Source organism: Corallococcus sp. AS-1-12, assembly GCF_020036995.1.
GTDB lineage: Bacteria > Myxococcota > Myxococcia > Myxococcales > Myxococcaceae > Corallococcus.
On sequence record NZ_JAIQDD010000005.1, the window covers coordinates 43,782 to 56,082 of the forward strand.

Annotated in this window: 11 protein-coding genes; 1 reads left to right on the forward strand and 10 read right to left on the reverse strand. The window is 69.9% G+C overall.

What is annotated here, in order from left to right; genetic code table 11:
- Window positions 1-57: 57 nt before the first annotated feature.
- The 10 genes from pnp to rimP form a co-directional block, all read right to left on the reverse strand.
- The gene (gene pnp, locus K8556_RS09835; protein WP_223739782.1) at window positions 58-2,214 is read right to left on the reverse strand and encodes a polyribonucleotide nucleotidyltransferase; all 2,157 of its coding nucleotides are present in this window, start codon (window positions 2,212-2,214) and stop codon (window positions 58-60) included.
- Between the two features lie 404 nt (window positions 2,215-2,618).
- A complete protein-coding gene (rpsO, locus tag K8556_RS09840; protein WP_014398807.1) occupies window positions 2,619-2,888 on the reverse strand; it encodes a 30S ribosomal protein S15 in 270 nt (89 codons plus the stop codon).
- Between the two features lie 125 nt (window positions 2,889-3,013).
- On the reverse strand, window positions 3,014-3,343 hold the full coding sequence (locus K8556_RS09845; protein WP_223739783.1) for a hypothetical protein: 330 nt from the start codon (window positions 3,341-3,343) through the stop codon (window positions 3,014-3,016).
- The gene (gene truB / locus K8556_RS09850; protein ID WP_223739784.1) at window positions 3,344-4,207 is read right to left on the reverse strand and encodes a tRNA pseudouridine(55) synthase TruB; all 864 of its coding nucleotides are present in this window, start codon (window positions 4,205-4,207) and stop codon (window positions 3,344-3,346) included.
- 10 nt (window positions 4,208-4,217) lie between these two features.
- A complete protein-coding gene (gene rbfA / locus K8556_RS09855; RefSeq protein ID WP_014398810.1) occupies window positions 4,218-4,577 on the reverse strand; it encodes a 30S ribosome-binding factor RbfA in 360 nt (119 codons plus the stop codon).
- Entirely contained in the window at window positions 4,574-5,182 is a 609-nt protein-coding gene (locus tag K8556_RS09860) for a DUF503 domain-containing protein (RefSeq protein ID WP_223739785.1), read from the reverse strand. Before K8556_RS09860 ends, rbfA begins: the two co-directional genes overlap by 4 nt.
- A gap of 120 nt (window positions 5,183-5,302) precedes the next feature.
- Window positions 5,303-8,509: a translation initiation factor IF-2 gene (infB, locus tag K8556_RS09865; protein WP_223739786.1), complete on the reverse strand. Its 3,207-nt coding sequence runs from the start codon at window positions 8,507-8,509 to the stop codon at window positions 5,303-5,305.
- A 120-nt stretch (window positions 8,510-8,629) separates the two neighbouring features.
- Window positions 8,630-8,926, reverse strand: coding sequence for a YlxR family protein (locus K8556_RS09870; RefSeq protein WP_370639907.1), 297 nt, complete (start codon window positions 8,924-8,926; stop codon window positions 8,630-8,632).
- A gap of 17 nt (window positions 8,927-8,943) precedes the next feature.
- Entirely contained in the window at window positions 8,944-10,644 is a 1,701-nt protein-coding gene (nusA, locus tag K8556_RS09875; RefSeq protein ID WP_223739788.1) for a transcription termination factor NusA, read from the reverse strand.
- 70 nt (window positions 10,645-10,714) lie between these two features.
- Entirely contained in the window at window positions 10,715-11,200 is a 486-nt protein-coding gene (gene rimP / locus K8556_RS09880; protein ID WP_223739789.1) for a ribosome maturation factor RimP, read from the reverse strand.
- Window positions 11,201-11,410: 210 nt separating this feature from the next.
- Between rimP and K8556_RS09885 the strand changes: the two genes are divergently transcribed.
- Window positions 11,411-12,214, forward strand: coding sequence for a carbon-nitrogen hydrolase family protein (locus K8556_RS09885; protein WP_223739790.1), 804 nt, complete (start codon window positions 11,411-11,413; stop codon window positions 12,212-12,214).
- Window positions 12,215-12,301: the final 87 nt, after the last annotated feature.

Sequence of the window (12,301 nt, forward strand, 5' to 3'; positions counted from 1 at the left end):
ACGGGGCGTTTCCGGTCGCGGCCTTCCTCACGGAGGGCCGCTACACGGGGGCCGGATTCAGGCCTTCGCGTCCGGCGTGGTGGTCGCCGGGGCGGCGGCCACGGGAGGCGTGCCCTGCGCGGTGGCGCGCTCGGCCATGGCCTCCTTGCGCGACAGGCGGATCTTGCCCGTCTTGTCGATGCTGACGACCTTCACCAGCACCTCGTCGCCCTCGCTCAGCACGTCCGACACGCTCTTCACGCGCTTGTCGGACAGCTCGGAGATGTGGATGAGGCCGTCGGTGCCCGGGAACAGCTCCACGAAGGCGCCGAACTCGGCGATCTTCCGCACCGTGCCCGTGTAGATCTTCCCGATCTCCGCCTCGCGCGTGAGCGCCTGGATCATCGCGATGGCCGCCTTCACCGCCTCGCCGTTCGCGCTGGCGATGTCCACGCGGCCGGTGTCCTCGATGTTGATGGCGGCACCCGTGCGGGCGATGATGTCCTTGATCACCTTGCCGCCCGGCCCGATGACGTTCTTGATGAACTCCGGACGGATCTGGATGGTCGTGATGCGCGGCGCGAACTGGCTGATCTCCTTGCGCGGCGCGCTCAGCGTCTTCGCCATCTCCGCCAGGATGTGCTCGCGGCCCTGACGCGCCTGCTCCAGCGCGCGGCTCATGATCTCCGTGGTGAGGCCGGTGATCTTGATGTCCATCTGGATGGACGTGATGCCCTTGGACGTGCCGCAGACCTTGAAGTCCATGTCGCCCAGGTGGTCCTCGTCACCCAGGATGTCGGACAGGATGGCGATCTTGTCGCCCTCCTTCACCAGGCCCATGGCGATGCCCGCCACCGGCGCCTTGATGGGCACGCCCGCGTCCATCAGCGCCAGCGTGCCACCGCACACGGACGCCATGGAGGACGAGCCGTTGGACTCCAGGATCTCCGACACCAGACGCACCGTGTAGGGGAACGAGTCGCTGGCCGGAATCATGTTGCGCAGCGCGCGCTCCGCCAGGGCGCCGTGACCGACCTCGCGACGGCCGGGGCCGCGCAGGGGCTTGGTCTCGTTCACGCTGAACGGCGGGAAGTTGTAGTGCAGCATGAACCGCTTGAAGGCCTGGCCGCTGAGCAGCTCCAGCCGCTGCTCGTCCTCGCTGGTGCCCAGCGTGACGACCACGAGCGCCTGCGTCTCGCCGCGGGTGAACACCGCGCTGCCGTGCGTGCGGGGCAGCACGCCCACCTCGTTGGTGATGGGGCGCACCACGTTGTGCGGACGGTCGCCGATGCGGCCACCGTTCACGGTGAGCTCACGCATGTGGTCGTACTTCAGGTCCTCGATGACCTGCTTGGCGTGCTTCTCCACCTGCGGGGTGAACTCCGCGCCCATCTTCTCCTTGAGCGCCGCGACCGCCGCCTTCTTCGCCTTGGAGAGCGCCTCGTAGCGGGCCGCCTTCTCCTTGATGGCGTAGCCGGCCTTCACGCCCTCCAGCGCCAGCTCACGCACCTGGGCGCGCAGCCCCTCGTCGATGGTGGGCGCCTTGTCGTAGGCGCGGACCTGCTTCTTCAGCTCCGCGCGGAGCTGGTCCTGCAGGTCCAGCGCGGGCTGGGCGTTCTGACGGCCGAACTCCAGCGCCGCCACCATGTCCGCCTCGCTGACCTCCTCCGCGCCACCCTCCACCATCACGATGGCCTCGCGGCTCACCGCCATGACGAGGTCCAGGTCGCTCTGCTCGCGCTGCTTGGCCGTGGGGTTGGCCACGAACTGGCCGCCCACGCGGCCCACGCGGATGCCCGCGATGGGGCCGTTGAACGGGATGTCCGACACCCACAGCGCCGCGGAGGCGCCGGTGATGCCGTGGATGTCACCCTCGTTCTCCGGGTCCGCGGAGATGACGGACGCGATGACCTGCGTCTCGTAGGCGTAGCCTTCCGGGAACAGCGGACGGCAGGAGCGGTCCACCAGACGGGAGGCCAGCGTCTCCTTCTCCGTCAGGCGGCCCTCGCGCTTGAAGTAGCTGCCGGGGATGCGGCCCGCCGAGTACAGCTTCTCCTGGTACTCCACCGTGAGGGGCAGGAAGTCGACGTCCTTCTTCTCCCGCGCGCTCACCGCGGTGACGAGCAGCATGGTGTCGCCGTAGCGGACCACCACGGAACCGTCGGCCTGCTTGGCCAGGCGGCCCGTCTCGATGCTCAGCTCGTTCTCACCAATCTTGACGCTCTTCTTCAACATGTCGTGTGGCCTCTGTGCCTGCTTCGCGTGCGAGGGCCCTTGCCAGCCGCGGCCCGCCCACGTGCGTGGGGCCGGGACCGCCCGGAAAGGGGCCCTCTGGGAATGAGCGGTCGCCAGGGCCTGAAGCAGGCACATGCCAGACGAACGCTGCCTGTACTGCGGAAACGGGCTCCGTTGCGGAGCGCCGGAGGGATGGACCGGACCTCTTGATCCCTGATCACACCCGCCCACCCATGACTCCGGGTCGGCCGGTCTGAACGGAAACCAAAAGAGCCCGCCTCCACCAACTCCCTTGCCCAGCTCCTTCACCCACGTCCGCACTGCTGTTCTTGAAAACGTGCTGCGTGCTGCCCAAATGCGCGGGGCGCTGGTGGTGTGCCAGCGCCCCGTGGACTTCTCGAGGACTACTTACGGATGCCGAGGCCCTCGATGAGCTTCTTGTAGCGGGCCACGTCCTTGGACTTGAGGTAGTCCAGCATGCGGCGGCGCTGACCGACCAGCTTCAGCAGACCGCGGCGGGAGTGGTGGTCCTTCTTGTGGGTCTTGAAGTGCTCGGTGAGCATGTTGATGCGCTCGGACAGCAGCGCCACCTGCACCTCGGGCGAGCCGGTGTCGGACTCGTGGGTGCGGAACTTCGTGACCAGCTCGCTCTTGCGCTCCTGATGCAACGACATGGGCTTCTTCCTGAATCCCGCTCCGGGGTGACTGCTCGTGCCGCCTGGGTCCGCGGAGGGGTACAGACCCGGCCACATGGTCCTTCTAACGAGCGGGCCGCTTATAAGCTTCACCCCCTGGGGGGTCAACCTTCGCCGCCCGTCCGTCCGCCCTTCGGGGGCCGGGACAGTGCGAAGACGTACAACCGGCAGCCGCCCGGCATTCCACCCCCGCCCGGGGAGAGCTCCCGGGCCGAGGCCTCGTCCATGGCCACGTGCAGGTACTGTCCGCCCGCCTCGCCCCCGTCACCCGCCAGCAGGTGACGGGTCCGGGGGTACAAGCGCAGGAGCGCCTCCACCACGTCGCCGATGCCCGCCGCCGCCGGCACGCCCAGGGACAGCTCGCGCCGCCCGTCGAAGGCGCCGCGAAGGCCCGGGGCCACGCTCACGGTGATGTCATGGGTGCGGGTGGCCACTCAGTTGAACACCCGCTGGTAGCGCAGCCGCCCGCCCACCACCTCCGCCATGGCGAGCAGCGCGTCATCCGGGCCCAGCACCCGCACCCGGCCCGGCACGGGGGCGACCTCCACGGGGACGCCGTGCAACACCCGCCGGGCTTCGTCCGCGTTCACCCGGACCGCCGGCAGGTCCGTCAGCGCGTCCGCCAGCGACACCAGCCGCCCGGCCACCGCCTCGCGGGACAGGGACGCCAGGTCTGCCAGGGGCAGCGCGCGGGCCAGGGTGAAGGGGCCGCTCATGGTGCGCCGCAGCGCCTCCAGGTGCGCCCCGCAGCCCAGCGCGCGGCCCAGGTCGTACGCCAGCGTGCGCACGTAGAAGCCCTTGGTGCAGCGCACGGACAGGGTCAGCCGGTCCGCGGAGAAGTCGCGCAGCACCAGCTCGTGCACGGTGACGGTGCGGCTCGCCCGCTCCACCTCTTCCCCGGCGCGCGCCAGCTCATAGAGCCGCTTCCCGGCCACCTTCACCGCCGAGTACATGGGCGGCACCTGGTCGAACGTCCCCCGGAACCGGGCGAGCACCGCCTCCAGGAGCGGGGCCGTCAGCGGGGGCACCGGGGCCTCCGCCGTGGGCTTGCCCTGCGCGTCCTGGGTGTCCGTCTCGACGCCCAGCCGCACCACGGCGTCGTAGGCCTTGTCGCCCTCGGTGATGATGCCGGCGACCTTGGTGGCCTCTCCCAGGCACACCGGCAGCACGCCGGTCGCCATGGGGTCCAGCGTGCCCGTGTGGCCCGCCTTCTTCACCTTCAGCAGGCCACGCACCTGACGGACCACGTCGAAGGACGTGGGACCCAGGGGCTTGTCGATGACGAGAACGCCGTCCATGAAGCGGGGCCTACCAGCCTTCCTTGCCGCGCACCTCGCGCAGGAGCCGGTCGATCTTATCGCCCTCGCCCACGGATGCGTCGAAGGCGAAGAAGATTTCCGGCGACACGCGCAGGTTGACGGCGGACGTCACCTCGCGGCGCACGAAGCCCTTGGCCGCGTCCAGGCCCTTCTGCGTGTCCGCCTTCTCCTGGTCCGTGCCCAGCATCGAATAGAAGACCTTCGCCACCCGCAGGTCCGGCGACACCTTCACGCCGGTGATGGTGATGAAGCCGATGCGCGGGTCGCGCAATTCCCCCCGCGTCAGCAGGGCGCCGATGGCCGCCTGGATCTCCTGCCCCACGCGCTCGGGTCGTGCATGCGTCGTCATTTCTTCTCCCAATCTCGCGGGTTGCGCAGCGCCCGGGCCCTGGCCCGCGCGTCGTCCAGCGTCAGCGTTCCACCTTCACCCGTGGGGCGGGGAGCCCCAGGCCCGGGGCCCGCGCCCTCGTGCCGCTGCTCCCACGACCCCAACCCCTCCGCCTCCGCCAGCGAGCGGTCGCTGCGCAGGAAGCGGGCAATCGCCGCCTCCGAGTGCGCGTGCGCGTCCTCGGGAGACAGGTGGGAATCCTCGTCCTCCGGCTCCGGCACCTTCGCCGGGGCGCGGAAGGCGCCAGCCACTGGCCCCTTGTCGGAGTAGAGCGTGTCCCCGAAGGAGATGATCTCCGTCTCCCGGGCCATCAGCGGCGCGACGTACATCTCTTCGATGAAGTGGATGATCTTCCCCAGTTGCTCATCCACGTGACCGCGTTCGTTGCCCACCACCGCCAGGGCCACCGACGCCTTCTGCCAGAGGTCCTGGTCGTCCACCTCCGCGACGGCCACGTTGAAGCGGGCCTTCACCCGGTCCGTCACCCGGCGGAGCACCTGCCGCTTGGACTTCAGCGAGGCGCTCTCCGGAATCTGGAGGGTGAGGCGTGCGACTCCCACGAACATAGAGGTCCCCCAGGCCCACGGCCGCCGGGGCGCGTCACCCACGCCCAGGCGCCGTCGCGTCGTCCATCCCCCGGGAAAGGTGGGGCCTTCCCCGGGGTCCGTCGAGTGCGCCTCTCAGGATTACGAGAGGCTCTGCCGGGTCTCCTCGATCTCGTAGGCCTCGATGATGTCGCCGGCCTTGAGGTCGTTGAAGTTCTCGATGCCGATACCGCACTCGAAGCCCTGCGCGACTTCCTTCACGTCGTCCTTGAAGCGGCGCAGCGACGCCATCTTCCCGGAGAAGAGCTGCTTGTTCTCGCGCATGAGGCGCACGAACGAGCCGCGCTTCATCACGCCGTCCAGGACGGCCGCGCCGGCGATGGTGCCCAGCTTCGGCACGTTGAAGGTGTTGCGCACCTCCGCACGGCCCAGCTTGCGCTCGGTGCGGATGGGCTCCAGGAGGCCCTCCATCTCCGTGCGAACCCCGTCGATGAGCTCGTAGATGATGGAGTAGCTCTGCAGCGTCACCTGCTGCGCCTTGGCCGCGGCCTCGGAGCCCGACTCCGGCTTCACGTTGAAGCCCAGCACGACGCCCTTGGAAGCGGCGGCGCGCATGACGTCGGTCTCCGTGATGGCGCCCACGCCCGCGTCGATGATGACCACCCGCACCTTGTGCGTGGTGAGCTTCTCGACCGCCTGGCGCACGGCCTCCGCGGAGCCCTGCACGTCCGCCTTGATGATGACGCGCAGCTCCTTGGGGCCGCCGCCCGCCTTCGTCTTGGCGAAGAGCTGGTCCAGGGACTCGCGGCTGACCTTGCTGAGCTCCGCCTGCCGCTCCTTCATGCCGCGGTGGTCGGCGATCTGCTTGGCCGCCTTCTCGTCGGAGACGACGTTGATGGCGTCACCCGCGGTGGGCACGCCGGACAGGCCGACGACCTCCGCGCAGTAGCCCGGCTTCACTTCCTTCACCGCCTCGCCGCGGCTGTTGTTCATGGCGCGGACGCGGCCGTAGTGCGTGCCGGTGACGATGGCGTCGCCCAGCTTGAGCGTGCCCTCCTGCACCAGCACCGTGGCCACGGGGCCGCGGCCACGCTCCAGCTTCGCTTCCACGATGGCGCCCACGGACGGACGCGACGGGTTCGCCGTCAGCTCGAGCACCTCCGCCTGCAGCGCCAGGTTCTCCAGGAGGAGATCCAGGTTCATCTTCGTCTTCGCGGAGACGGGCACCATGATGGTGTCGCCGCCCCACTCTTCCGGCACCAGTTCCTGGCTCGCGAGGTCCTTCTTCACGCGGTCGGGGTTGGCGCCCGGGACGTCCATCTTGTTGATGGCGACGACGATGGGCACCTCCGCCTGCTTGGCGTGCTTGATGGCCTCGATGGTCTGGGGCATCACGCCGTCGTCCGCGGCCACCACCAGCACCACGATGTCCGTCACGTTGGCGCCACGGGCGCGCATGGACGTGAAGGCCTCGTGGCCCGGGGTGTCCAGGAAGGTGACGTCGCCGCGCGCGGTGGACACGCTGTACGCGCCGATGTGCTGGGTGATGCCGCCCGCCTCGCCCGCGGCCACGCTGGCCTGGCGGATGGCGTCCAGGAGGCTCGTCTTGCCGTGGTCGACGTGGCCCATGATGGTGACCACCGGCGGACGGGGACGCTCGTCCTCGGCCCGGGCCTCGACCTCCGGCAGGTAGTCCTCCACCTCGAAGCCGACGCGCTCGACCTTCCAGTGGTAGTCGGTGGCGATGAGCTCCGCGGTGTCGGCGTCCAAAATCTGGTTCGCCGTGGCCATCTTCTGCATGCCCATCAGCTTCTTGATGAGCTCCGCGGTGCGGATGCCCATGCGCTGACCCAGGTCGGAGACGCTGATGCCCTCCTGGAGCTTGATGACCTTCTTCTCCTCGGCCATCTGGGTGATCTGCGTCTTGGCGCCCTTCTTCGTGGGCTTGCGCTTCTTGCCGCGGACGGGGATCTGGATGCGGCCCCAGACCATGTCCGACAGCTCCTGCTTGGACACGCTGGTGGTCTCAGGACCCGTGCGCTTGCGCTGGCCACGCTCCTTGTTCTTGGAGACGTCCACCAGCTCGCGGCCGCGGCCCAGGTGATCCGGGACGACCTTGTACTCGCGCTTCTCCGTGCCCAGCGCCGTGCGGCCCGGGGCCATGGGGTACTGCTTGGCCTGGGTCGTGGTGGGCGTGACGCGGCGGACCTGGATGAGCGGGCGCGAAATCACCACGGCCTGGGTGGCCGTGGGGCGCGCCTGGGCGCCCGGCGTGGGCGCGACCTGGGCGTGCGGGACGCCGCCGACCATGATGGTCGGGCCGGTCGGCTGCACCGGGGCCCCCGTACCACCGGCCGTGGGCGGCGAGGACGGACGCACCGGCCCCGTCTGGCCCGGACGCGCCTGCATGGGCGCCCCCGGACGGTTCATGGGCGGCCCACCCGGACGGCCCTGCATGGGCGCGCCAGGACGGCTGCCCGGCCCACCCGGACCACCCGGACGGCTGCCGGGACCACCCGGACCACCCGGACGGCTGCCCGGCGGCCCACCAGGGCGCCCGCCCGTGGAACCCGGACGCTGCACGTAGCCGGGACCTCGGGAGATGACCGTCGCGGACGTCGACGTGGAAGAAGGCGTCCGTGCGGTGGGCGGGACCGGCGAGCGCGTAGGGGGGTTGGGCAAGCGGGGACTCTCCTGCGTAGGACTGCGCGGTGTCGCCGTGGCCGGGGTCGGCTCGGCGGCCCGGGGCGTCTCCACCACGGCCGCGGGAGGCGGGGTGGACGGCGGCGTCACGGGCGGGGTGGCGGTTGCGGCAACAGGCGGGGCGGCCGGGGCCTCGGGCGCCTGCGGCGCCTCCGGGGCGGCGGCGATGGAGGCGACGGTCGTCTCCGGCGGCGTGGCCGTCACGGCCGGGGCCTCCGGAGCGCGGGCCACGGGGGCCTGCTCCACGGCGGTGGGCGGCGGCTCCATGGCGGCAGGCGCCTGCTGCGGCTCCGGCTCCATGGGGGCGGCGGCCTGCGGCTCCTGCGCGGGCTCCGGCTCGTAGGCGGGCTCGTTCGCCTGCGCATAGGCGTCCTGGCTCTCCGGGGCGGACGCGCCCGCGGGAGGACCGACCTTGCGGCGCACCACGAAGCCCTTGGCGGCGACGGGCGGGGCTGCCTGCTTGGGCTTGCGCTTGTCCAGGATCTTCTGGACCGCGGCAGTGGCCTGATCATCGTCCAGCGAGGACGAGTGGCTCTTGACGTCGTAACCAAGCCCGGCGAGCTCGGTCACGACCTCCTTGTTGTCGAGCTCAATCCCGTGGCTCTTGAGCTCCTTGGCGATTTCGTGAACGCGCTTCTTCGACATACCTTGATTGGCCTTCTGCTCCGCCGACGACGAGGCCGAGCACCCTAGTCCAAAGCCGAAATTGTGTGCGAGTGGTGCTTAACAACCACCTCTCCCCGCAACCTCTCCACCCACCCGCCCTCACTCCCAAGCCTGTCCGAGCGCCGACGGGTCGACCTGCCCCGCCTTGCCCCGGAAGGCCCTGCCCAGCGCCTTACGCTTGAGCGCTGCCGTCAGACAACCGGCACCGCACAGGTACGCCCCCCGCCCTGGCAGCCTCCGCCGCCTGTCCGCCACCACGCCGCCCTGGGGACCTACCACGAACCGGGTGAGTTCCGCCTGTGCCTTGCGAGAACCACACCCGACGCAGGTCCTGACCGGACCTGACGCCGTGGTTTCCATGGGATGTGTCCCGGGCCGTTTGGTTGCGCGGCGCATCCTCCTACCCCCTGTCGTTACGGTGCCTTGGCCGCTTCCGCGCCCTCCGACCCGCCTGCCGATGCCAGCATGCCCCGCTCCGCGTTGAGCTCCGCGCGCAGCTTGGCCTCCTCCACCAGATAGTTCTCCGCCGCGCTCTTCAACTGGCGGGCCTTCTTGATGCCCACGCCCGGCACGTCGCCCAGGCGGGTGAGGTCCTTCTCGTTCGCGATGTCCTCCACCGTGCGGTAGCCGGCGAGGATGAGCTGCTCGATGGTCTTCTCACCGACGCCGCGCACGCGCGCCATGCGCTCCGGCTGCGACAGCTCGTCCGGGTGGCGGCGGGCCTCGGCCAGCCGGGCCTGCTCGCGCTCGTAGTCCATGCGCGACAGCTCCTGCTGGTCCTCCACCATGCGCTTGCGCGCCTCCTCCTGCATGGAGGCGATGCGGGCGGGGTCGATGCCGGGGATCTGCGCCAGCACCTCCGCGTTGGCGTCCGCCACGTCGCGCGCCTGACGGAAGCCGTGCGCGTAGAGCGTCTCCACCAGCATCTCGTTGACGCCCGGCAGGGCGCCGAGCGAGCGGCTGGCGAACTCGCGCATCTCCCGCACGCGGCTCTCGCTGTTGATGTCCAGCTTCCAGCCGGTGAGCTGGGCGGCCAGGCGCACGTTCTGCCCGCGCCGGCCAATGGCCAGCGAGAGCTGGTCGTCCGGGACGATGAGCTCCATGGCGTGGTTGGCCTCGTCGATGATGACGCGGCTGACCTCCGCGGGGGCCAGGGCCGAGCACACGAAGCGCGCCGGGTCCTCGTCGTAGGGGACGATGTCGATCTTCTCCCCGCGCAGCTCCTGCACCACCGCCTGCACGCGGCTGCCCTTCATGCCCACGCACGCGCCCACCGGGTCCACGTCCGAGTCGCGGCTGGACACGGCGATCTTCGCGCGGCCACCCGGCTCGCGGGCCGCCGCCTCGATGACGACGATGCCCTCCGCGATTTCCGGCACCTCCATCTCGAAGAGCTTGGTGAGCAGGTTCACGGACGCGCGCGACAGCACGATCTGCGGGCCCTTGGACTCGCGCAGCACGTCCAGCACGTACGCCTGGACGCGGTCGCCCGGGCGGTAGGTCTCACGCGGGACCTGCTCACGCACGGGCAGCACGGCCTCCGCGCGGCCCAGGTCCACCACGATGTTGCCGCGCTCGAACCGGCGGGCGATGCCCGTGACGATCTCGTTCTTGCGGTCCTTGTACTCGTTGAAGACGTTCTCGCGCTCGGCGTCGCGGGTGCGCTGCAGGATGACCTGCTTGGCCGTCTGCGCGGCGATGCGGCCGAAGCCGCGGCGGAAGGTCTTCAGGCGGAGGATGTCGCCGTACTGGTCGTCCTGGGCCTTGGCCTCGGCGGCGTCCTCGTCCCGGTAGAAGATCTGGAAGACGAGCTCGTCGCCGGGCTCCACTTCCATGCCCTTCTTGTGGGCCTCGTCCATGGTGATCTGGTTCACCGCCTGGACGGGGTCGGTGATCTCCGCGACCACGGTGATGGCCTGGAAGAGCTCCACGACGCCCTTCTCCGGGTCGTACTTGGCCTCCAGGTTGCGGTCCTGGCCAAAGTGCTTCTTGGCCGCGGTGTTCATCGCGTCCTCGAGGGTGGCAATGAGCACGGCCCGTTCGATGCCCTTGTCCTTGGCGACCTGATCCAGGACGAGGTTGAGGTTGACGGCCGGGTTGGCGGGCGTGGGCATGGCTGTGTCTTCTCCGAAAATGGGTCCACGGGCGGCCCTGGCGCGAACAGGGTCCCCTGTATGTCGGCTTCTAGAACTCGAACTCCAGATGGGCCTTGGCGATGTCCTTGAAGGGGATGGCGAACACGCCGCCCCCTTCCACGTCCACGGAGATGGCGTCGGCCGCCACTTCGGTGAGCGTGCCGCTGAAGTTCTTCCGCGGAGGATCGCCCAGCGGGCCGAAGGTCTTCACCTTGACCTTCTGTCCCTTCACCCGTTCGAAATGCGCCGGCTTCTTCAAGGGCCGGTTCACCCCGGGGCTGGACACCTCCAGGTTGTACTCCTGGGGGATGAAGTCCTCCACGTCGAGCACCGGATCCACGGCGCGCGACACCTGGGAGCACTCGTCCAGACCCACCCGGCCACCGGGCTTGTCGATGAACAGCCGCAACACCCAGCCCTCACGCTCGCGGACGTACTCCACGTCCAGGAGCTCCAGGCCTTCGTTCGCCACGATGGGATCCAGCAGCGCCGCCGCCTTCTCCTCCACCGTCTGTTTGATGTTCTTCGGCTCCATGGCCAGGAAACAGGTCTCCAAAAACACGAAAAGCGGGCACGGCGGCCCACTTTTCGATGTGATGCGTTCGAAAAATGTCGAGGCGTCCGTAACACACGCCCCCTCGGGGTGTAAAGGAAGGACACACCCCGAGGCGCCGGGTCAAACGCCCCCGGGGACTGAAGGATTCCCAGGGGTTCCGAGTGACGCCGGTGGCGTTATAACGCCCCCATGCACCTCATCGCCGCCGCACAGATGGTGTCCACCGCGGACAAGGCCCACAACCTGGATGTGGCCACGCGCCTCGTGCGCCAGGCTGCCTCCCTGGGCGCCCACCTGGTGGGGCTGCCGGAGAACTTCTCCTGGATGGGCCCGGAGCCCGAGCGCCCCTCCGCCGCGGAGGCCCTGGACGGCCCCACCCTGAGCCGGATGGCGGAGCTGGCCCGGGGGACGAGGACGACGCTCCTGGCCGGCTCCATCCTGGAGGACGGGGCGCCCGGCGGCCGGCTCTACAACACCAGCGTCCTGTTCGGCCCGGACGGCGCCCGGCTGGCCGTCTACCGGAAGATGCACCTGTTCGACGTGGATGTGGGGGACGGTGCCACCTACCAGGAGTCCGCGGCGGTGGCGCCGGGGACGGAGGTGGTGGCGGCGGACACGGCGGTGGGCCGGCTGGGCATGAGCGTCTGCTACGACCTGCGCTTCCCGGAGCTGTACCGGCGGCTGTCGAAGGACGGGGCGACGCTGCTCGCGGTGCCGGCGGCCTTCACGATGATGACGGGCAAGGACCACTGGGAGGTGCTGCTGCGCGCCCGGGCCATTGAAAACCAGGCGTACGTGCTGGCCCCGGCCCAGGGCGGGCGGCACTCGGCGCAGCGGCTGACCTACGGCCACGCGATGGTGGTGGACCCGTGGGGGCTGGTGACGGCGCGGGCCTCCGAGGGCGAGGGCCTGGCGCTGGCGCCGGTGGACCCGGAGCTCCAGGCACGCATCCGGCGGAATTTGCCGTGCCTGGCGCACAGGCGGCTGGAGTAGGCGGGCAAGAGTGAACGGGAGGGGGCTGGGGGCCCTTCCGGCGCGGCGATTCCGGGTAGAGTGGTTTTCAGGAAGACCCCTCTGGTG

Coding starts and splice junctions, on each gene's coding strand:
- K8556_RS09860 (WP_223739785.1), bottom strand. CDS start 5,182: ATGTTCGTGGGAGTCGCACGCCTCACCCTCCAGATTCCGGAGAGCGCC.
- pnp (WP_223739782.1), bottom strand. CDS start 2,214: ATGTTGAAGAAGAGCGTCAAGATTGGTGAGAACGAGCTGAGCATCGAG.
- rpsO (WP_014398807.1), bottom strand. CDS start 2,888: ATGTCGTTGCATCAGGAGCGCAAGAGCGAGCTGGTCACGAAGTTCCGC.
- rbfA (WP_014398810.1), bottom strand. CDS start 4,577: ATGACGACGCATGCACGACCCGAGCGCGTGGGGCAGGAGATCCAGGCG.
- nusA (WP_223739788.1), bottom strand. CDS start 10,644: ATGCCCACGCCCGCCAACCCGGCCGTCAACCTCAACCTCGTCCTGGAT.
- K8556_RS09870 (WP_370639907.1), bottom strand. CDS start 8,926: ATGCGCCGCGCAACCAAACGGCCCGGGACACATCCCATGGAAACCACG.
- K8556_RS09885 (WP_223739790.1), top strand. CDS start 11,411: ATGCACCTCATCGCCGCCGCACAGATGGTGTCCACCGCGGACAAGGCC.
- infB (WP_223739786.1), bottom strand. CDS start 8,509: ATGTCGAAGAAGCGCGTTCACGAAATCGCCAAGGAGCTCAAGAGCCAC.
- rimP (WP_223739789.1), bottom strand. CDS start 11,200: ATGGAGCCGAAGAACATCAAACAGACGGTGGAGGAGAAGGCGGCGGCG.
- truB (WP_223739784.1), bottom strand. CDS start 4,207: ATGGACGGCGTTCTCGTCATCGACAAGCCCCTGGGTCCCACGTCCTTC.